The following is a 22,460-nucleotide window of genomic DNA, read 5'->3' as shown; positions in this document are numbered from 1 at the left end:
TCATTTTTCATGAAAAATAACCCGAATAAAAAGAACTCTTTAAAACATGTTCTTTTTGGAAGCCTTATTGGCACTACAATCGAATTTTTTGATTTTTATATTTATGCCAATGCTGCCGTATTGGTTTTTCCACAATTATTTTTTCCAAGTTCAGATTCGACGATGGCGACTCTAGAATCTTTAGCGACTTTTTCTATAGCCTTTTTATCTCGTCCGTTAGGTTCTGCATTTTTTGGACATTACGGAGATAAAATCGGACGTAAATTTACTCTTGTTGCTGCTTTGTTGACCATGGGAATTTCTACCGTTACAATTGGTTTTCTGCCAAGTTATGAAAGTATTGGTGTCGCCGCTCCATTATTATTGATGCTTTGCCGATTCGGACAAGGTGTTGGTTTAGGAGGAGAATGGGGAGGAGCTGTTTTGCTTGCCATTGAGAATGCGCCACCAAATAAACGTGCTTGGTACGGAATGTTTCCGCAATTAGGCGCGCCAATCGGATTGTTACTTTCAGGCGGAACTTTTCTATTGCTTACTGATTCGATGAGTAATGAAGATTTTATGAGTTATGGATGGAGAATTCCTTTCATTGCCAGCGCACTTTTGGTAATTGTTGGTTTTTATATTCGAACAAAAATTACCGAAACACCTTCATTTGAAGAAGCTAAAAAGCATGAAGAAGAAGTAAAAGTGCCATTTTTAGAATTGGTGAAATCTTATAAAAATCAATTGATCTTCGGAACTTTTGCCGCGATTACAACATTTTTGGTTTTCTATTTAATGACAGTTTTCACTCTAAGCTGGGCAACGTCAGATTTAGGAATTGTAAAAAGAGACGGGTTATTGATTCAATTATTCTCAGTATTATTTTTTGCACTTTTTATTCCGGTTTCGGCAGTCGTTGCAGATAAAATCGGACGTCGCAAAATGCTTATAGCGGCGACAGCAGCTATTGCGGTTTTTGGATTTTTCTTTTCGTTTTTCCTGAAAGAAGGTAATATTCCATTGGTTGCTTTATTTGCCTGTATCGGAATGTCTTTGATGGGATTTACATATGGCCCTTTGGGAACTTTTCTTTCCGAATTGTTTCCGACGAACGTTCGTTATTCTGGAGCGTCATTAACGTTCAATATGGCAGGAATCCTAGGCGCTGCATTTGCGCCAATGATTGCGATTTGGCTAGCTAAGACTTATGATGTGAGTTATGTGGGGTATTATTTGGTTACAGCTGCACTTATATCTTTAGTTTCATTTTTGGTAATTAGCAAAGACGAACATAAGTTTTAAATAAATTCCATTTAAAATATTTGAAAGCAGTAATGTAAAAAATTACTGCTTTTTTTTTGTTTGTTTAAAAAGTATTTAGATATTTGTCTAAATATATAAATGTAATGAATGATATTTTTAAAGCATTAAATGATGCGACTAGAAGAGAGATTCTGGATCTTTTAAAGCAAAAAGATATGTCGGCAGGAGAGATTGCTGATGCTTTTAATATTTCTAAACCAAGTATTTCTCATCATTTAGACATTTTAAAAAGAGCTGATTTAATTACATCTGAAAAAAACGGGCAATTCATCATTTACTCCATCAATACCACCATAATGGAAGATGTTTTGCAATGGATACTAACCTTTAAACAATAAAAAATGAATTTAGAATTTAAAAAAGAGCTTCCTTTAATTGGGATTGTTTTGATTCCTTGTGTTTATTTAGCTGCAGTTTGGAAAAGTCTGCCTGAGATAGTTCCTATTCACTGGAATTCTAGAGGAGAAATAGATGGCTGGGGAAATAAATTGACTTTGATTGCAATGCTTTTTATGCTTCCAGTTTTAACTTATATCGTCTTATCTGTTATCACAAAGATTGATCCTAAGAAAAGAATTTCTTTAATGGGAGGAAAATTGTATCAGCTTAAATTTGTTTTGGTTTTATTTATGTCGCTTTTAGCTTTATTTATTATTTACAGTACAAAAAGTCAAACTATTTCGAGCCCAAGTTTTATTTTCGTTTTGGCTGGCGCTTTGTTTATGATTTTAGGAAACTATTTTAAAGTGATAAGGCCCAATTATTTTGTCGGAATTAAGACACCGTGGACTTTAGAAAATCAAGAAGTCTGGAAAACGACACACTTATTTGCTGGAAAACTTTGGTTTATTGCTGGGTTGATCATTATTTTGGGAAGTTTGATTTTTGACAGTTCTATTTTCGCTAAAGTGTTTTTGACAATTGTTTTTGCTATAGCAATTGTGCCTATAGCTTATTCTTATTTGAAATATAGGAGTTTGAAAAAGAAAGGCCAAATGTAAATTTAGGAATCATGATAAAAGTAATAGTTATTCTAGTAGAATTGGTAATGCATTATATTATAAAGTTTTAAATAAAAAAAGGTTCGTTTAAGTACGAACCTTTTTTGCTATAACTGATTATCTTTTTAAAGAAAAATGTCCTCTATACTCTGTTCCGTTTATTCTAGTGACGGTAAACCAATAGTCTGAAGCTGGTTGTTGATTTCCGAGATAAGTTCCGTTCCAAGAAGTGTTTAATGCCAATTCTTTAATTAATTTTCCGTATCGATCGAATATTCTAATAGACGAATTAGGAGCCAAATAATCAGGGTCGATTGTCCAAGTGTCATTAAAGCCATCGCCATTTGGCGTAAAGAATTTTGGATAAGGAAGTTCATTAACCAAATGAATACAATTTCCAGCTGTTGCTTCTAGAATACTTATTGTTACAGGAATTCTGTCGCTTTCACAATTACTGATTGTTTGAGAAGCATAGTACGTAATTCCATTTTCTAATGGAGTCGATTCTGATAATTTACCTGTAGAGGTAGAACTTTCATACCATTTGATATTTTGACCATTTATTGCAATATCACTAATTTTTACATTTTTCTGAATACAGAATTGCTGTGGAGAATCGGCAATTGGAATTGGTGTGTCTTGTACTTTTACAGTAATAGGTAATCTTTCGCTTTCGCAGTTGTTTAGAGTTTGTGTCACATAATACTTTCCATTTTGTAATAAATCTGTTTCTTGTAAAATATTTCCATTTATTGACGCGCTATACCATTTTAGTGCAGTTCCAGTTATCCTAAGATCTTCTATGGTTGCAATTTCATCGATGCAAAATTGTTGATTATTATTTCCAGTTGGCAAAGGTGTATTATAGACTTTTACCAAAATTGGAGTCCTGTCGCTTTCACATCCAATTGTTTGTGAAGCGTAATACGTTCGATCATTTTCTAATAAAGTTGTATTAGGCAGAGGAGCTGCTGAAAAATGGGTATCGTACCACTTTAAATTTTGTTCAGTCATTTGAATGTCTTCCAATGTTGGGTTTTCATTTTTACAAAATTCCTGGGTTCCATTTCCTGATGGGGCAGACGGAGTATTTACAATTGATACTGTAACTCCAAATCTTGGACTTTCGCAACTGTTTTCTGTTTGAGATGCGTAATACGTTTTACCGTTTTCCAGATTTGTTGTTTCTGCTAATAACTTTCCATTGGTTAGTGCATCGTACCATTTTATTAAAGTTCCGGTTACGTCAAGATTTGCAATTGTTGGGTTTTGTCCTGTACAAAATTGTTGATTGGCATTTCCAGTTGGTGTTAATGTATTCTGAATCGTAACGGATATAGGAACTCTTAAACTCTCACACCCATCTATAGTTTGTGATGCAAAATAAGCTCCATCATTTTGGAGTAATGTTGTATTGACCAAAGGAGTTCCGCCAGTTTGAGCATTATACCATTTTATATTGTTTCCGATCATTTGAATATTGTCTAAAGTTGCATTTTCCTGAATGCAGAAGATTTTAGGATTTGCATTTTCAGGTAATGGTATAGAATTAACAAAAGCTATTATAGTGGTTCTTACTGGTTCAGAAACACACCCATTGGCATTTTTAATTTTTAAATAATATTCACCTGGATTTAAAAATGTCGATGTTGCATTATTAGACCAGTTTAGACCGTTATCAAAACTATATTCTGATGCTGTAGTAAGAATGGTTATTTTTCCTTGGCTATTATTACAATTAGGTTGGATTATACTGTTTGTTGGAATAGCTGGGTAATCTGTAGGAGCATTTATGGTAATCGAAACAGCTTCGGATTCACATCCGGCGGCATTTTGAATTTTAATTTTATAATTTCCAACAGCTAGATTTTCAGAATCTGGACTTGTTTTCCAAGTTATTCCATTGTCAAAACTATATTTTGAAGCTAAAGTTGTTATTGTGACCGTTCCAAAAGGATTTGTACAGCTGATGGGCTGCGAAACGGTATAAGTTGGAACTTTTACAGCATCTAAAGCAGGATTAATTATCGCTTTAGTAGAAGGTGATGGACAGCCTGTTGCGCTATTTCTAATTCTAACGAAATAATCACCGGGAATTGTTTTGCCGACTTGAGAGTTAGTAGACCATGTTATTCCATCATCAAAACTATATTGGTAAGCGTTTGTAGTTACTAAAATGTATGCCATTGCCGAGGTACAGCTGCTTGGTTGCTGTACTACAATATTTGGTTGTTCAGGTGCAGGATTTAAGTCATTAAGTGAAATATATTTTGAATTGGATTCACATCCAAACTCATCCTTAATTTTTAAATAATAATTCCCTGGTTTTAAATTTGAAATTAATGGATTTGTAGTCCAAGTATCGCCATTGTCAATACTATATTGCGAGGCTGAAGAGGTAAATTTTATACTTCCAAAAATTTCACAATTAGGTTGAGTAAATGTAAATAAAGGTTCATTAAGATAAAATTTAGATATATAAACACCTAGCGGGTATGATTGACAGCCTAATTCATTTTTCACAATAATAAAATGATATCCTTCATCTAAATTCACAGCTGTTGGGTTAGTTGTCCAATTTTCTCCATTATCAAAACTGTATGAGGCAGCTGGAGTAATTATTGTAATACTTGCTCCTTCGCATGTAGGAGGGGTTGTAGTGTAATCAGGTTTAGGCAAGTAAAAATCATAAAGTGTTGCAACTCTCCACCAGGACTCACAACCTAAATTATTTTTAACGACTATGGAATAATTACCAGGAGATAAATTTGTGGCTGTATTGTATTGACTCCAGGTTCTACCACCATCAAAGCTATATTGATCAAATAGTGGATCTATTGTGATACTTCCTTTATTCTTTGATTCACAGGTAGGTTGAGTGACTTGTATGTTAAAATTAGATAAATATTCTTCAGTGAAATTCACAGAATAAAGTGTTTCTGAGATGCATCCAGATTCATTTTTTATTTTAGGATAATAAAAACCAAGTGGTAAATTTGAAGCAGTTGGATTTGTGCCCCAAGTCTCACCACCGTCAAAACTGTAAAATGGTGCTGGTGTAGTAATTGTAATAGAACCTCCTTTGCCACAGCTAGGGGAAGTAGCTTTGTAATCGACCTCTTTTAATCTAACAGGAGTGAATTCAACTACAAGGTTTCCTGATTCACATCCTTCGTTGTTTTTTATTTTTAACTGATATTTAAATCCTACAGGAAGATTTGAAGCTGTAGGGTTAGTGCTCCAATTTAAACCACCATCAAAGCTATATAAGGCAGCCGGTGTCGTAATAGTAATACTTCCTGTAGCATTACTGTCACAAGTCGTTGGTTGCACTATTGTATAGGTAGGGGTATTAAGGAAATTGGGGTTAAGACTAAACCAATCATTTTCACTTATACAGCCTATTTTATTTTTAATCCTAAGAAAGCCACTTACGGCACCATTAGGATATTTAGTAAGATTTGGATCCGTACCCCATGTTGCTCCATCATCAAAACTATAAAATGCAGCTGGAGTGGTTATGGTAACACGTCCTGGAGTGGTACAAGTAGGTTGAACAACTGAAAATTTAGGTCGTTCTAAATAGTAAGCATTACTTATATTGGCAATTGCATAATTTGATTCACAGCCTAAAGAATTTTTTATTTTCAAGAAGTAAGTTCCATAATCTAAATTAGAAATGCTTGGGCTTGGACTCCATGTTAATCCACCGTCAAAACTATAAGATGTTGCAGGGGTTGTAATTAAAATACCCCATTTTGATTCTGTTTCACAATTGGGATTTATTATTTTGTATGTAGGTTCATTAAGATAGAAAGCAGGTAAATAGACATATGCATCATTAGATTCACAGCCTAACTCATTTTTAATTCTAATATTATAAGAACCCGCAGGTAAATTATCCGCTGTTGGATTTGTTGTCCATGTTTCTCCATTATCAAAACTATATTCAGATGCCGAGCTGGTAATAGTAATACTGCCGTTTGTTGTACATGTAGGATTTATTGTGGTATAAGTTGGTTTAGATAAATAAAAATTTATTTTAACTGGATAGAATTCGGACTCACAACCTTGTCCATTTTTTGTTTTAACTACGTAATTACCAGGTCGTAAATTGTTAAAGGCAGGTGTTTTTTGCCACGTTTGTCCGTTGTCAATACTATATTCATATGAAGTCTTTGAAAAAACAATGCTTCCGGTATTACTACAAGTTTTTGGTTGAGTAACTTTAACTTCCGGATATGGTTTAGAAAATGAATTTAAATAAATTTGATTAAAATAAGGCTTCGATATACATCCAAATTGATCTTTAATTCTAACATTGTAATAACCAGAAGGTAAATTGGTTGCCATTGGATTTATTGTCCATGTTTCTCCATTATCAAAACTATATTCTGATGCGGGGCTAGTAATAGTAATAGTACCACCTTGATTACAGGTAGGATGGGTTAAAGTATAGTTTGGAGAATTAATATAGGACGGAAAAAGCAAGACGCTTTGAGAATAGGATTCACATCCGCTACTGTTTTTTATTTTAAGTAAATAAGTTCCAGTAGGTAAGTTTGTTTTAGTAGCACTGTTTTCCCAAGTCAAACCATCATCAAAGCTAAATTGTGATCCTGGGGTAGTGATAGTAATAGTTCCACCAGAGTTGCAAGTTGGTTGAATAATCGAAAATGTAGGGCGGTCTAGTAATATTGGAGGATTAATTGTTACAATTGTAGGTGTAGAAATACAACCCGAAGCAGTTCTTGTCTGAACATAATATTTACCATATTCTTTTGTAGCAAAGTTGGCATTTGCTTGCCAAACCAAATCTTTTGTAACATAGTTATCATCTGAAAGAAAAGGCAAACCTTTATCAAAACTATATTCGATTCCTGGTTCGTTAACTTTGATGTAGCCATTTGTATCTTGACAAGTAGGCTGGGTTACTGTTACAGAAGGATTAAGAATTGAATTGTTTATGGTTAATTTTGGACTTATGAAACAATCATTTTCATCTGTAACTTTTACTGCATATTCTCCCAGATTTGTTTTGACTGAAGAAATCGCATAAATTTTATTAGTTGCTCCATTTATTGCTATTCCATTTTTATACCATTGAAAAGTTGTTGCTGAACTCATGGTTTTAGTCAGGTTAGCAGTCAATAGTAAATCATTATTGCAGAAATTGCCACTTTGAACAATAGTTACACCAAAATTTTCAGCAGTATTTAATTTTAAATTATCATATAAGAAAGAAGGTTCATAGTCCGTGTTAAATGATGGAGGCAATATTTTTTCTGGTCCAAGCATTATTGCGTTAATAGCAATGCTTGTAGTAAAATTAATTGTTATTTCTCCCCAAGCAGTCTGAGGTTGGTATAAAACTTTTCCAATTTCAATCCAGGATGAGTCAAACGAGTTTGGATCTGAAGTGGTATTTAATGGTAAATTATCTTTATTGTTGCATCCATAAAGTGTCACGTAAGTAGGAGCTAAGAAATTAAAATCAAAACGTTTACTTAGATTATTTGTTTCGGTACTCATCAATGTAGCAATATTCAGTGTTAACTGATAGTTTGTTCCGGCACTTAATAGGCTTGATAATTTTGTAGCGATATATTCTTTTTTATTGTTTTTGTACACTGCCCTGAAAATTCCTTTACCATCGGGGAAATTTTGAAGATTTTTGCTGTAAATAGTACTAAAAAGATAGCAGTCTTTATTTAAATAATCTGGGGATGGGATCGTTCCTTTTGTCCAATAAGTGCTTGTTGGAATGTCATCATAATTTTGAGGACAATTCGTTTTTTCTTCAAAAGAAGAATTCGATAAAATTGAAGCAGTTTTATTACAAGTGCAGTCTTCGTCATTTAAATCGATCTTTCCATCTCCATCGTCATCTATTCCGTTGTTACAGTTTTCTTGTGAATAGCAAGATGCCGATAGTGTCAAAAAAAGTACAAGTAAAATTCGTTTCATAGGCTAAATTTGGATACTGGCAAATGTAATTAAATATCTACAAAACCAAATCAAAAATCAAAACGGCGACTAACAAAATCTTTTCCTCAAAAAGTCCTTAATATCCCGTATTTTTGCAAAAAAAATAATTCCCTTTTGAAAACGAAACTTTTTGTAATTACACCGCCTTTTACCCAACTGAATACACCGTATCCGGCAACGGCGTATATAAAAGGTTTTCTAAACACTAAAAATATCGAATCGGTTCAGGCTGATTTGGGTATTGATGTGATTTTGGAATTGTTTTCGAAAAAAGGATTAGAAAGTTTGTTTCAAGTTTCAGAGTTTCAAGTTTCAGGTTCTGAAATCTCAGAGAACTCGAAACGTATTTTTGCTTTACAAGACGAATATATCAAAACGATTGATCCTGTAATTCAGTTTTTGCAAGGAAAAAATCCAACGTTGGCTTTGCAGATTTGTCAGGAAGATTTTTTGCCAGAAGCTTCTCGTTTTGCACAATTGGAAGAATTGGATTGGGCTTTTGGCTCAATGGGAACTCAAGACAAAGCCAAACATTTAGCGACTTTATATCTAGAAGATATTTCAGATTTTATTGTCGAATGTGTTGATGAAAATTTTGGCTTCAGCCGATATGCTGAACGTTTAGGTAGAAGTGCCAATTCTTTTGACGAATTATACGAAGCGCTTCAACAAGAGCCAACTTATATTGACTCGATTTTGATTTCGCTTTTGAAAGCTAAAATAGAAGCTGTAAAACCAACTTTATTTTTAATTTCTGTACCATTTCCAGGAAATTTATATAGCGCGTTTCGTTGCGCACAATGGGTAAAACAAAATCATCCTGAAATTAAGATTTCGATGGGTGGCGGTTTCCCAAATACAGAATTACGTTCGCTTTCTGATAAACGTGTTTTTGAGTTTTTCGATTTCATTACTTTAGATGATGGAGAAGTCCCAATCGAAGAATTAATTTTTCATTTAGAAAATCCAGATTCCGATTCTTTTAAAAGAACTTTTTTATTAGAAAACGGAGAAGTTGTTTATAAAAACAATTCTCTAAAACACGATTATAAACAATCTCAGGTTGGAACTCCAGATTACTCAGATTTGCCTTTGGATAAATATATTTCGGTTATTGAAATTGTAAATCCTATGCATAGAATGTGGAGCGATGGACGTTGGAATAAGCTCACAATGGCACATGGCTGTTATTGGGGAAAATGCACTTTCTGTGATATTTCTTTAGATTATATAAAAGTTTATGAACCTGTTGCCGCAAGTCTTTTATGTGACAGAATCGAAGAACTAATAGAGAAAACAGGTCAAAACGGATTTCACTTTGTTGATGAAGCCGCTCCGCCCGCTTTAATGCGTGCTTTGGCTCTTGAAATTCTAAAAAGAAAACTCGCTGTAACATGGTGGACCAATATTCGTTTTGAAAAAAGTTTTTCTAAAGATTTATGTTTGCTGCTAAAAGCTTCTGGCTGTATTGCGGTTTCAGGCGGTTTGGAAGTAGCCTCAGATCGATTATTGAAATTAATTGACAAAGGAGTTACTGTAGAACAAGTTGCAAAAGTAACCCGAAATTTCACCGAAGCGGGGATAATGGTTCATGCGTATTTGATGTACGGATATCCAACGCAAACCATTCAAGAAACGGTTGATAGTCTTGAAATGGTTCGTCAATTATTTGAAGCGGGAGTTTTGCAGTCGGGATTTTGGCATCAGTTTGCTTTAACAGCACATAGTCCGGTTGGACTGTATCCGGAACAATTTGGCGTGACCAAAAAAACAGAAGCGATTGGAACTTTTGCTAATAATGATATTGAATATACAGATGCAACGGGAATCAATCATGACAAATTCAGTTTCGGATTAAAGAAATCGCTTTTTAATTTCATGCACGGAATCTGTTTTGATTACGAACTTCAGGATTGGTTTGATTTTAAAATTCCGAAAACCAAAATCCATCCCGATTTTATTTTTAATGCATTAGAAGAACAAAACGATTTCAATACAAAACCAAATGCAAAAGTGGTTTGGATTGGAGGAAAACCTACTGCAGAAATTTTTACAAAATCTAAAAAAGGAAAAAGCTGGGAAATGATGTCGCTCACTTTTCATGATAAAAAAGAAAGTTTCGATATTCAAACAAGTAAAGAAGAAGGCGAGTGGCTACTTTCAATTTTATCAAAAATAGCCGTTTCAGGTTCTAAAGGTTATACTTTTCAAGAAGTTAAAAATGATTTTGAAACCGAATTGGAAGATTTCGAATTGTTTTGGTATTCTAAACCAGTAAATACTTTGCGTGAGTTTGGATTATTGGTTTTATAATTAAATTTCTAAATTAATTTTTGGTTACCCAATAATGAAAATCTCTTTCTAAATCATAAATCATTCTTTTTACACTTCTTCTGATAATGAAATAAGGAATTCCTAACATTATAGACATATGAAATAGAAGGAAAGGCAAAACAAAAAAGGAAGCAGAATTATTGCTGGTAAGAAAAAGAGAAGTGATAATAAATATCGAATAAAATAGAACCATAGGTCCTGCAAATAAAAGCATTCTTTTCCTAAAGCCATTAATTTCAGCTTCAATGTTTAAACGGTTACTATCTTCACTAAAATGGGCTGTTACTTTTGCAAATGAATAGTTAGTGTCAAATAATTTTCTTCGTTTCTTTAATTCAAAATAATTATTAGAAATATTGCCTTTGTACTCATTTTTGCTGGATTGAAAAACTTCAAAAGGAACAAAACTTAAATCAGATTCATCAACATGACTTCTGAATTTCTGAATAAAATCGATTTTTGAAACTGGTAATTGTATAGAAATGTCTTTAACTAAGTGTATTTTTCTTAAAAAATCGGTCATTTATTTTGATTTGGTTAGCGAGCCAAATATACTATTTACGAGAGAATAAGAAATAAAAGCACACAAAAAAAAGAGTTGTTTTTTAGTTAATACTCTATGCATTCACCATCATTAGGAATAGAAGTTTTACTCAAAAGACCATGATCAGCGAGCGCAGTTCTTAATTGTAATCTTGTCGTAGGACAATGATTTAAAGCTTCTAAATGATTGGCAAGAACTTTACCTGGAGCAAGTGTGACGAATTTCAAAATATCATCCATTCGCATTAATAATGGCTGTCCAAAATCTAATCTTGCAGTTCCGCAGGCCACAATAGAAATGTCGGGTTTAAGCTGCGTTAGGACTTTTTCTACATGTTCTGTAAAAATAGTGTCAGAGCTAATGTAAATTGATTTTTGATCTGCCAATTCGATAAGAAAACCCATTACATTTCCCATTAATTTAGCAACAAATCCGTAGCCATGAATGGCTGGAATTCCTGTAATTTTTCCGTCTAGAAATTTTTGAGGATCCCAATATTCCAAAGTTTGAATTACGCTAAGTCCTCGTTGTACAAGTGCTTTTTCATCCTTTGAGCTACAAATAACAGGAATGCTTTTTCTTCTTAAAAAAACTTCACCTGCTTTGTCAATATGATCCGGGTGTAAATGCGTAATCAAACAATGCGTTACACGACTTAAGATATCGCGGCTGTTTTTTGGCAAAGCCACCAGCGGATTTCGTTTGGGTTTGTATCTGAAAATAGTAAAAGGCGGAATTGTTTTTCTTTTACCTAACATTGGGTCAACTAAAATGACATGCTTTTCTGTTTCAATTACCAAAGAGGCATTTCGCAAATGATGTAATTTCATATCCAAGAAAATTAGATATTAAAAATACAAAGTTTTTCTAAAAACTGCTTACAGATTTTTCTTTATTTTTAACAGAATTGTGATTTACCCAATAGAAAACCTAAATCCAATTCCATGAAGGTTTTCTATTGAAATGCCTTCTTCATTTGCCAAGATTTTACGTAAACGCGAAATAAAAACATCCAAACTTCTTCCCATAAAGTAGTCGTCTGTTCCCCATAAAGAGGTTAAGATTTGTTCGCGTTTTAAAACAGAGTTTTTGTGATCCAAGAAAAGCTTCAATAATTCTGCTTCGCGCTGTGTTAATCCGACTTTTTCTTCATTGTTAAAAAGAATAAAGTTTTTGGTGTCAAACTGATATTTGCCAACTTCATAAATTGTTTTTGCAGTCGGAATATTTTTCTGAGAACGCTTCAAGAAAATTTCAATTTTCAGCAATAATTCTTCAATACTAAAAGGTTTTACCAAATAATCATCAGCACCTAAACGAAGCCCTTTAATGCGATCCTCCTTTAAAGTTTTAGCCGAAAGAAAAATAATCGGAACTTCAACATCAATTTTTCGAACGGCTTCGGCAAGTTCAAAACCGTCCATTTTTGGCATCATAATATCAAAAATGCAAATATCAAATTCTTCTTCCTCGAAAATTTTCAGTGCCGATTTTCCATCAGAACAATGAATTACTTCATAATGGTTTTGCTCCAAATTATCTTTGGTTAAAAACGCTAGAGTTTCATCATCTTCGGCATATAATATTTTGAAATTTCTCATTTTTTGTAAGGAATTGATAATGTTATGGTGATACCTTTTTCTTGATTATTTTCGGCTTTTATTTTCCAGTTTTGCAGGCTGCAGATTTCTTTTACGTAATATAAACCAAGTCCAAATCCGTTCACTTCATTGCTTTTTTCGTTTTGAACGCGGTAAAACTTATCAAAGATAAAAGATATTTTCTTAGGATTAATTCCAATTCCATTATCAATAAACTCCAATTTTAGGCAGTTATTATTTTCGATGATCTTTATTCTAACTTCGGGCTTTTCATTACAATATTTAATTGCATTATCCAGTAAATTGTAAACTAAATTAGCAAAATGAAAAGTATCTGTTTCTAGTAAATATTCTCTTGAAATAGTTTCAATTGTAATCGAAGCTTCAGGATATTTTAATTTGATGTTTTCTATTGCTTCTTCAATAATTGGAACCATTAAAATAGTCTCTTTTTTAAGTTCTAAAGGTGCATAATCAGACTTTGCAATATTTAGAATTTTTTCAATATGACTATTTAGCTTATTTCCTTGATTGATAATAATGTCGGTATAAGTAAACAGTTTTTTATCTTCTTTAATTGGCTTTTGCTCAATAAGATATTTTGATGCAATCAGAATAGAAGCTAGTGGCGTTTTAAATTCATGCGTCATATTATTAATGAAATCACGCTGCAATTCTGAATATTTTTTATGTTGTAAAAGAGTAAAAATCGAGTAAACATAAATCAACAAAATCAGAATTAATGCCGTAGAAAGAATAAACCAAAAACGCATCGAACTAAATAAATAGGTTGTTTCATTTGGAAAACGAACAGCAAAATAATAAACCAGATTTTTATGTTTGGGGAAATAAACAGTCTTTTTACATTCTGCTTTTTTCTTATAAAGCGAAATATAATCACCATAAATCATTTCGTCGCTTTGGCAATTGTACATCGCGTATTCGAAATCGGTGGTAATATTCATTTTTTTGAATTCCGTTTTCAGATAAAATTCTAAAATATCAGGTTCAAATTCATTATCCACATTTACGATATAATAATCGTTTGCAATTTTCTGAACCGGATTCTGAACCGGCAATTCGTGATTGGTTCCTTCGTATAATTTTTTAGCTACTTCCAGCAAAGCAATATGCGCTTTCTGGCTCAGCTTTTTTTGTTCAATTGTAAAAGCCTCTTTTGTCCATAGCAATTGTGCTACCAAAATACTAATGATAGCCACTAATCCTAAGACAATGATGCTGTTGAGTTTATTAATTTTCAAGAATAAAGAATTTTTAGAGTGTAATATTAATCAATTTTGGCCTAAAAATAGGCGGTTAACAAGTCATTAACAAACGTTTGAAACCAGTTAACAGCGACTTGAATTTGTCTGAATTACCTTTGTAATATCAAAAATGAACTATAAACCATTTTAAATATATCAGTTATGAAAATGATCAAAATTTCGATGTTAGCTTTGGCTTTAGGCCTAATGTCTTTTTCAGCAATTGCTCCAGTACAATCTTTAGTTTCAGAAACTGAAGTTTCAGCAACTGCAGGTTCTACAATTGCTTGGAAAGCAGAAACAATTGATGTTGGGCAAATTCCGCAGGGAACTCCAAAAGCAATTGTTTACGAATTTAAAAATACAGGAAAAACAGCTGTAGTGATTACAAACGTTCAAGGATCTTGTGGATGTACAGCAACAGATTACACAAAAGAGCCAATTCAGGCTGGTAAATCTGGAAAAGTTACTGCAACTTACAATGCTGCAAACAAAGGTGCTTTTACAAAAACAGTAACAGTTACTACTAGCGCAGAAACAACACCAAAAGTACTTACTTTAAAAGGTACTGTTATTTAATTAGAATTTTAATAGGTTGGTTATATGGCGAAAGCTCCAGACATGCAAATTGTTTGGAGCTTTTATTTTATTAACCACTTAAACTTCAAAAAAATAAGGCTTAAGATTTATTGCTGAGTTCTTGGTTTTAATAGAATTTTTTCTACTTTTAATCAAAAATTTTGAGTTATGAAAATCTGGTATACGCCTATTATTGCTACTGTTTTTTTCGCTGTTTTTTCGTGTAATTCGAAAGCTGATAAAAAAGAGGAAAACTCGATAAAAACGGTTGAAAAAGTTCCTGAATTAAAACTTACTATCGACAGCATTCGCATTGCTAAGTTTTACGAAAATTATCCGAAATTGGACAAGTTTAAAAATGATGTAATTTCTTTATATCAAAAAAATAAGTCGACTCAATTGTGGCAGGACAACAAAGGAATTGTCGAATTTGCCAATACACTTTTCAATCAATATAAAAATATGGATCAAGAAGGCTTAAAAGCCAATTATCCGTATAATGAGCAATTAAATTCTGTTTTTGATAATAATGCAAACACCAAACTTTCAAAAGAAGATACCGATCTTCTGCTCTCTAATTTATATTACTATTATGGTGAAAAGGTAGGCGGTTTTGACGAAAAAACAGTAGTTTCTTTAGAATGGCTTTTGCCTCGTAAAAAACTGAATTATCAAGTGTTTTCAGATTCTATCTTTAAAAAATCAACCATTTTGGATGATAAAAAAAGAAAGATGTTCAGCCAGTATTACAAACTTCGCGATGCTCTTAAAGAATATCGCGAAATTGAGAAAAACGGTGGCTGGAAAACTATTGAAACAGGTGAAGACTATAAAAGCCTGAAAGTAGGGGATTCGTCTGCTGTTGTAGCACAAATAAGAGAAAGGCTTTTTGTTACCAAAGACATTCAAGAGGACAATAAAAGCGCTATTTGTGATACGACTTTAATCAAAGCCATGAAAAACTACGAATTGCGTCACGGTTATACTGCAAAGAACACGATTCTTCTGGAACATATAAACGATTTGAATATTCCTGTTTCAGATCGTATCAAAACGATTATTGTCAATATGGAGCGCTGCCGATGGATAGATCCAGAATTAGAAAAAGGGCAGAAGTATATAGAAGTTAATATTCCTGAGTTTAGATTGTATATAGTCGAAGATGGTAAAATTGCTTTTATATCACCGGTTGTTGTAGGAAGAGCAATGACGAAAACCGTTATTTTTAGCGGAATGATGAGCAATATTGTTTTCAGTCCGTATTGGAATGTGCCGCCGAGTATTATCAAATCGGAGATAAAACCTGGAATGGCAAAGGATAAAAACTATCTGCAAAAGAAAAATCTAGAATGGAATAATGGAGCCGTTCGTCAGCTTCCTGGGAAAAATAATTCACTTGGTCTGGTTAAGTTTTTATTTCCGAATTCAAGCAATATTTATCTGCATGACACGCCATCAAAAAGTTTGTTTGAAAGAGAAAGCCGAGCTTTTAGCCACGGTTGTGTGCGCGTCGCAAAACCTCGTGAATTGGCAATTGAATTGTTAAAAGTCGATCCGCAATGGAATCCTGAAAGAATTGATAAAGCTATGCATGCCGGAAAAGAAAGCTGGTACACGCTTAAGAAAAAAGTCCCAGTTTATATCGGATATTTTACCGCTTGGGTAGATCGACAAGGCAATTTAAATTTCTATAAAGATATTTATGGAAGAGATGAAAGTATGATCAAATTATTGACGGAAGAATAAAAACTTAAATTCCAAAACCGAATCTATTCAATTGGCATAAAAAAAAATAAAGCCACAGATTAGAAGGATTAAAAATGATTATAAAAACCTGTGTTAATCTTTTTAATCTGTGGCAAAAAAGTTAATTCGTGAATTCGTGGCTAACAGAAACTATTCCGATAAAACATCAACACATTTATAAAAGCGTTTGGTATAGTGTTCTGTGTCAAGAGCTGTTACCGTTACCTGCTGTGCTTTTCCTGAAGAAGCATGAATAAATTTTGACTGCATTCCGTTGGCTTCGCAAATGATTCCCAAATGACCAATAGCGGTTTTGTTTTTATAACCATAAAATACAATAATATCACCAACCTTAAAATCTTCCGGTTTTAGAGTTTTTCCCAACTTTTTATATTCTGCAGAACTTCTAGGTAAACTTATACCATAATTTTTAAAAACATAACTCACAAAACCCGAACAGTCAAATCCTTTTTTCGGATTACTGCTGGCGTATACATAAGGAGTTCCTAAATATTGTTTGGCGTAAGTAATAATAGAATCACGATTTATTTCGGTTTGAGTTGGATTGTTTTGAATTTGTTTTTTTTCCTTTTTTAAATTGAAAGAAGAAAGAGTGATAAAAAACAATAAAGAAATTAAACTTAGGGCTTTCATTTTTGCTGATTGTAAAAGTGTAAAACGGCAAAGATAAATCTAAATTGTGGGTTGTTCTTGTAAAAGTAAGAATTAACACACGTAATTGCCCGAATGATGGGTTTGTGTGGTGTTTTTTTATTACTTTTTGACATTTTAGTATCTTTTTCGATATTCTCTTTCCAATATATTTGTGAATCGTATTTATATTTTAACAAATAAACTATGTTTCCCAAAAAAATAGCTGTTTTAATTTCGTTTTTGCTGATTTCGGCGATTTCGAATTCACAAACTCAAAATTCAAGTAAAACCTTTTTATATGAAGGTCGAATTGATAAACTTCAAAATGATCAGGTTATTTTAATTGGAACAGCTTCTTCGGTTTCGTTTAATTTTTTGGGAACTGAGTGTTCAGTTTCTCTTCAAAGCGTTGAAGATCATCATAATTATGTCCAATTGGTTTTAGACGGAAAATATATTGGGAAAATCAGAATTGAAAAAGGAGCAGTTCAGTCCTTTCCAATAAAAGTAACTTCCCATAAAAAAGAACATCATTTAGAAATCTATAAAAATACAGAAGCCCAAAGCGGTAATATTTTGTTTGCTGGAACAACGGCAAAACTAATTCCGATTTCATTTAAAAAGAAAAAGAAAATCGAATTCATTGGTGATTCTATTACCTGTGGCGCGGCAAGCGATCCGTCGGACGTTCCTTGTGATAAAGGCGAATATATGGATCATCATAATGGTTATTATGCTTATGGTCCAACGCTTTCTCGTGAAATTGATGTTGATTATTTAATGAGCTGTGTTTCGGGAATCGGAATGTATAGAAATTGGAATGGCGAGCACAAAGAAGAAGCGATAATGCCAGACGTTTATCCTAATTTATATCTAACGAAAGATGCTTCGAAACCGAAATACGATTTTGCTTTTCAGCCAGATATTATCAGCATTGCTTTGGGAACAAATGACTTTTCTGGTGGAGATGGTAAAAAAGAGCGTCTTCCGTTTAATCCTGAAAAATATATTTCGAATTACATCAATTTTATAAAAATGCTTTATGAACATAATCCGAAAGTGCAGATTGTAATTACAAATAGTCCAATGGTAGGCGGAGACAGAGCTATTGTTTTTGAAGATTGTTTGAATAAAGTTAAAAACGCTTTCGCGAATGATAAAACACACAAACTTATTCAGATTTTTAAATTCAAACCAATGACTCCCAACGGATGTACGGGACATCCAGATGTTGCTGATCACAAAGTTTTGGCAAATGAATATGCACCATTTTTAAAGAAACTGCTAAATGAAAAATAATATCTATAAGTTTGTTTTCTTTTTATTGATTTCCAGTACTATGATGGCAAACGTTTCGCTTCCGAATATTTTTGGTGATAATATGGTTTTACAGCGCAATTCTGAAGTGAAAATTTGGGGTTGGGCCAATCCAAAAGAAGAAATCAAATTGGTTTCGAGCTGGAACAATCAGGAATATAAAACCGTTGCCAATAATCAGGCAAAGTGGGAATTGACAATTAAAACTCCAGAAGCGGGAGGGCCTTTTACTATTTTTATAAAAGGTTATAATGAAGTGGTTTTAAAGAATATTTTGATTGGAGAAGTTTGGCTTTGTTCTGGACAATCTAACATGGAAATGTCGGTAAGCTGGGGAATTGACGATGGCGAAGAAGAAATGAAAAATGCTACAAATCCAAATATTAGATTTTTCACTGTTCCAAAATTGACGGCTGAAAATCCGCAGAATAATTTACTGGGAAATTGGACTGAATCGACTCCCGAAACCATGAAATATTTTAGTGCCATTGGTTATTTTTTTGCGAAACGTCTTCGCGAAGATTTAAAAAATGTTCCCATCGGATTAATTTCTTCTAATTGGGGCGGAACTCCTGCTGAAATCTGGATGCCGGCAGAAGTTGTAAATAACGATTCTGTTTTACTAGAAAATGCTAAAAAACTTAACGAACAAGAATACGGACCAAGACAGCCTGGAAGAGCTTACAACGCGATGATTTATCCAATTATCGGATTTAAAATCGCAGGAACACTTTGGTATCAAGGCGAATCTAATGTTGGTTCTCTAGTTTATGATAAAACTCTGGGCGCTTTAATTGCATCTTGGAGAAAAGAATGGAAAGACGAATTTCCGTTTTACTATGTTCAGATTGCACCGTTTAAAACTGGAAAGAATAATTTTTCTAATGTAACAGTTAGAGATTCTCAGAGAAAATTATTGAAAGAAGTTCCGAAAACAGGAATGGTTGTGATTAGTGATATTTCGGATACAATTGATATTCATCCCAAAAATAAAAAATCAGTTGGAATTCGTTTGGCAAATTTAGCTTTGGTTGAAACTTATAAAACCAACACGAATTTAGTTAATGGACCACTTTTTAAATCCATTAAAATTGATAAAAATAAAGTAACCGTTTCTTTTGACTACGGAGACGGATTGTATTTTAAAGACAAAAAATCGAATCAATTTGAAGTTGCGGGAGCAGACGGAGTTTTCTATCCTGCCGAAGCTTCAATTAAAAATAACGAAGTGATTGTGATAAGTAAAAAAGTGGTTTCTCCATCAAAAGTGAGGTTTGCATGGGGAAATACGATTCAGTCAGATTTGTTTAATAAAGCGAATTTGCCCGCTTCTTGTTTTGTTTCTGAGTGAGTCTATAAAGAAGCAAGAAGCAAGATTTTAGATTATTGATCTGCTTTGTCAGGCTGAACGAAGTAGGAGCCCTGTAAAGTTTGTCATCCTGAGGTACGAAGGATCACACTCGGGATTCGACAAAGATTGGCAAAGTTCTGTGTGGAGTTTCTAGTGTGATCCTTCGTTCCTCAGGATGACAAGATAACCAAAAACGCCCTTTTGAAACCGATTTGCGTGAGGGATAGAGGCGGTATCCTTTTGTGGAGAGAAACGGAACAAAAGATAAAGCCGAAAGCCCGACCCGCCTTTTTCGGCGGGACACGCAAAAAAAAAGAAACTTAGGATCTCAGTATCTTAGAACCTTAGCAACTTAAAAAGAACTAACTAAACCACAATGAAAAATAAAAGAATACTAATTATTGGAGTTTTTGCTCTGTTTACTGTTGGAAATATGAATGCACAAAAAAAGCCGTATCTGGATAAGAATAAAACTGTTGAGCAGCGTATAGACTTGCTTTTACCGCTAATGACGCTTGAGGAAAAAGTAGGACAGATGAATCAATATAATGGTTTTTGGGATGTTACGGGACCAGCGCCAAAAGGTGGAACAGCTGAATTAAAATACGAACATTTAAGAAAAGGATTAGTCGGTTCGATGCTTACGGTTCGCGGCGTGAAAGAGGTTCGTGCAGTACAAAAAATTGCGGTTGAAGAAACTCGTTTGGGAATTCCGTTAATTATTGGTTTTGATGTGATACATGGCTATAAAACGTTAAGTCCAATTCCGTTGGCAGAAGCGGCAAGTTGGGATTTGGAAGCGATTAAGAAGTCGGCGGCGATTGCGGCTGATGAAGCTTCGGCGTCTGGAATTAACTGGACATTCGGGCCAAATGTCGATGTAGCAAATGATGCGCGCTGGGGACGTGTAATGGAAGGAGCGGGAGAAGATCCGTATTTGGGAAGTAAAATTGGCTATGCTCGTGTGAAAGGTTTTCAGGGTGAAACTGTTGGTGATTTAGCTAAAGTAAATACGATCGCGGCTTGCGCGAAACACTTTGCCGCTTACGGTTATGTTGAAGCGGGATTAGAATATAATATTGTAGATATCAGTAATTCGAAATTGTATAATTCGGTTTTGCCTCCTTTTGAAGCGACTGTTGAGGCAGGAGTTCGTACGTTTATGAATTCATTTAATACGTTGAATGGTGTTCCGGCAACTGGAAATGCCTTTTTGCAAAGAGATATTTTAAAGGGAAAATGGAAGTTTGACGGATTTGTGATTTCTGATTACGCTTCGATTCGCGAAATGATTGCGCACGGTTACGCAAAAGACGAAGCCGATGCAACTGCAAAAGCGGTAATCGCAGGCTCTGATATGGATATGGAATCGTATTTGTATGTGGCAAAACTAGTTGATTTGGTTAAGTCTGGAAAAATAAAAGAATCTTTGGTTGATGATGCCGTTCGCCGAATTCTTCGCGTGAAGTTTGAATTAGGATTATTTGATGATCCGTACAGATATTGTGATGAAAAACGCGAAAAAGAAGTCGTTGGAAGTAAAGCCAATAATGAAGGTGTTTTGGATATGGCGAAGAAATCGATCGTTTTATTAAAGAACGAAAAGAGTCTGCTTCCGCTAAAGAAATCTGGACAGAAAATTGCTTTGATTGGCGCTTTGGCAAATGATAAAAATAGTCCGTTGGGAAGTTGGAGAATTGCAGCTTCTGATGATACTGCAGTTTCGGTTTTAGAAGGAATGCAACAATACAAAGACAATCAATTGGTTTTTGAAAAAGGCGTCGATTTGTTGAAACAAAAAGCCACTTTTTTAACGGAAACGGTTTTCAATACAACAGACAAAAGCGAATTTGAAGCTGCCAAAAAAGCAGCAAAAAATGCCGATGTTGTAGTAATGGTTTTGGGAGAATACGGTTTCCAAAGCGGTGAGGGAAGAAGCAGAACTGATTTGAACTTGCCAGGTTTACAGCAAGAATTATTAGAAGAAATTTACAAGGTAAATCCAAATGTGGTTTTGGTTTTAAATAATGGACGTCCGTTGAGCATTCCTTGGGCAGCAGAAAATGTTCCTGCAATTGTAGAAGCTTGGCATTTAGGAACGCAAGCAGGAAATGCGATTGCTCAGGTTTTATACGGAGATTATAATCCGAGTGGAAAATTGCCAATGTCGTTTCCTAGAAACGTAGGTCAAGTGCCAATTTATTACAACAAATACAGTACAGGACGACCAATTGACAGCGATAAAAATGTTTTCTGGTCGCATTATATGGATGTAGAGAAAACGCCTCAATTTCCGTTCGGTTTCGGATTGAGTTATACAACTTTCGATTATAAAAACTTGAAGTTGAATAAAACTTCTTTTCAAAAAGGAGAAAAGGTTCAAGTGAGCGTTGAGGTTACGAACTCTGGAAATTATGATGGAAAAGAAGTGGTTCAATTATACATTCATGATGAATTTGCAAGTATCGTTCGTCCAATAAAAGAATTGAAAGGTTTTGAATTGGTTAATTTGAAAAAAGGAGAAACAAAAACAATAAACTTTACTTTAACTGATAAGGAACTTGGTTTTTATGATAATGAAGGAAATTATTTGGTTGAAGCCGGAACTTTTAAAATCATGGTTGGAGGAAGCTCTGATAAAGGTTTGCAAAGTGGTTTTGAGATAAAGGAATAAGGTTTTTTGAGGTGCAAAGAAGCAAAGTAACAAAGGTTCAGAGTTTTTTAATCTCGTAATCCCGATAGCTATCGGGAGTAGAGTCGCAAAGTTTTTTT

Annotated in this window: 15 protein-coding genes; 9 read left to right on the top strand and 6 right to left on the bottom strand. The window is 33.9% G+C overall.

Annotated features, from left to right (window positions below; all coding sequences use genetic code 11):
* Positions 1-9 precede the first annotated feature (9 nt).
* The 3 genes from DM397_RS15170 to DM397_RS15160 all read left to right on the top strand — a co-directional run bounded on the left by DM397_RS15170 (position 10) and on the right by DM397_RS15160 (position 2,309).
* Positions 10-1,287, top strand: a complete 1,278-nt coding sequence (locus DM397_RS15170) for an MFS transporter (RefSeq protein WP_111378349.1) — start codon at positions 10-12, stop codon at positions 1,285-1,287.
* 104 nt (positions 1,288-1,391) lie between these two features.
* Positions 1,392-1,646 carry an autorepressor SdpR family transcription factor gene (locus DM397_RS15165; protein WP_111378348.1) on the top strand — a complete coding sequence of 85 codons (255 nt, stop codon included), beginning with the start codon at positions 1,392-1,394 and terminating at the stop codon, positions 1,644-1,646.
* Between the two features lie 3 nt (positions 1,647-1,649).
* The gene (locus tag DM397_RS15160; RefSeq protein ID WP_111378347.1) at positions 1,650-2,309 is read left to right on the top strand and encodes an SdpI family protein; all 660 of its coding nucleotides are present in this window, start codon (positions 1,650-1,652) and stop codon (positions 2,307-2,309) included.
* A 117-nt stretch (positions 2,310-2,426) separates the two neighbouring features.
* Here DM397_RS15160 and DM397_RS15155 read toward each other — a convergent pair whose 3' ends face one another.
* Complete coding sequence (locus DM397_RS15155) at positions 2,427-8,276, bottom strand: Ig-like domain-containing protein (protein ID WP_111378346.1); 5,850 nt, start codon at positions 8,274-8,276, stop codon at positions 2,427-2,429.
* A 135-nt stretch (positions 8,277-8,411) separates the two neighbouring features.
* On the opposite strand from DM397_RS15155, the gene DM397_RS15150 reads away from it, so the two are divergent.
* The gene (locus tag DM397_RS15150) at positions 8,412-10,610 is read left to right on the top strand and encodes a B12-binding domain-containing radical SAM protein (protein ID WP_111378345.1); all 2,199 of its coding nucleotides are present in this window, start codon (positions 8,412-8,414) and stop codon (positions 10,608-10,610) included.
* A 13-nt stretch (positions 10,611-10,623) separates the two neighbouring features.
* Here the strand turns inward: DM397_RS15150 and DM397_RS15145 are convergent, their stop codons facing one another.
* The 4 genes from DM397_RS15145 to DM397_RS15130 all read right to left on the bottom strand — a co-directional run bounded on the left by DM397_RS15145 (position 10,624) and on the right by DM397_RS15130 (position 14,038).
* Positions 10,624-11,154: a hypothetical protein gene (locus DM397_RS15145; RefSeq protein WP_111378344.1), complete on the bottom strand. Its 531-nt coding sequence runs from the start codon at positions 11,152-11,154 to the stop codon at positions 10,624-10,626.
* Positions 11,155-11,240: 86 nt separating this feature from the next.
* Positions 11,241-12,005 carry an MBL fold metallo-hydrolase gene (locus DM397_RS15140; RefSeq protein ID WP_111378343.1) on the bottom strand — a complete coding sequence of 255 codons (765 nt, stop codon included), beginning with the start codon at positions 12,003-12,005 and terminating at the stop codon, positions 11,241-11,243.
* Positions 12,006-12,089: 84 nt separating this feature from the next.
* Positions 12,090-12,776, bottom strand: coding sequence for a response regulator transcription factor (locus DM397_RS15135; protein WP_111378342.1), 687 nt, complete (start codon positions 12,774-12,776; stop codon positions 12,090-12,092).
* Positions 12,773-14,038: a sensor histidine kinase gene (locus DM397_RS15130; RefSeq protein WP_111378341.1), complete on the bottom strand. Its 1,266-nt coding sequence runs from the start codon at positions 14,036-14,038 to the stop codon at positions 12,773-12,775. Before DM397_RS15130 ends, DM397_RS15135 begins: the two co-directional genes overlap by 4 nt.
* A gap of 165 nt (positions 14,039-14,203) precedes the next feature.
* Here DM397_RS15130 and DM397_RS15125 point away from each other — a divergent pair, with 165 nt between their 5' ends.
* Entirely contained in the window at positions 14,204-14,620 is a 417-nt protein-coding gene (locus DM397_RS15125; RefSeq protein ID WP_111378340.1) for a DUF1573 domain-containing protein, read from the top strand.
* Positions 14,621-14,788: 168 nt separating this feature from the next.
* A complete protein-coding gene (locus tag DM397_RS15120; protein ID WP_111378339.1) occupies positions 14,789-16,366 on the top strand; it encodes a L,D-transpeptidase family protein in 1,578 nt (525 codons plus the stop codon).
* 150 nt (positions 16,367-16,516) lie between these two features.
* On the opposite strand, the gene DM397_RS15115 is transcribed toward DM397_RS15120, so the two are convergent.
* On the bottom strand, positions 16,517-17,020 hold the full coding sequence (locus tag DM397_RS15115) for a C40 family peptidase (protein ID WP_111378338.1): 504 nt from the start codon (positions 17,018-17,020) through the stop codon (positions 16,517-16,519).
* A gap of 204 nt (positions 17,021-17,224) precedes the next feature.
* Between DM397_RS15115 and DM397_RS15110 the strand changes: the two genes are divergently transcribed.
* The 3 genes from DM397_RS15110 to bglX all read left to right on the top strand — a co-directional run bounded on the left by DM397_RS15110 (position 17,225) and on the right by bglX (position 22,362).
* On the top strand, positions 17,225-18,319 hold the full coding sequence (locus DM397_RS15110; RefSeq protein ID WP_111378337.1) for an SGNH/GDSL hydrolase family protein: 1,095 nt from the start codon (positions 17,225-17,227) through the stop codon (positions 18,317-18,319).
* Positions 18,309-19,688 (top strand): sialate O-acetylesterase, encoded by a 1,380-nt coding sequence (locus DM397_RS15105; RefSeq protein ID WP_111378336.1) that lies wholly within the window; start codon positions 18,309-18,311, stop codon positions 19,686-19,688. Before DM397_RS15110 ends, DM397_RS15105 begins: the two co-directional genes overlap by 11 nt.
* A 376-nt stretch (positions 19,689-20,064) precedes the next feature.
* The gene (bglX, locus tag DM397_RS15100; protein ID WP_111378335.1) at positions 20,065-22,362 is read left to right on the top strand and encodes a beta-glucosidase BglX; all 2,298 of its coding nucleotides are present in this window, start codon (positions 20,065-20,067) and stop codon (positions 22,360-22,362) included.
* Positions 22,363-22,460 lie beyond the last annotated feature (98 nt).

The sequence above is a fragment of the Flavobacterium nitrogenifigens genome, assembly GCF_003254565.1.
GTDB classification, from domain to species: Bacteria; Bacteroidota; Bacteroidia; order Flavobacteriales; family Flavobacteriaceae; genus Flavobacterium; species Flavobacterium nitrogenifigens.
The sequence above is the reverse complement of the archived record's forward strand: the minus strand, read 5'-3'. Positions and strand labels throughout refer to the sequence as shown.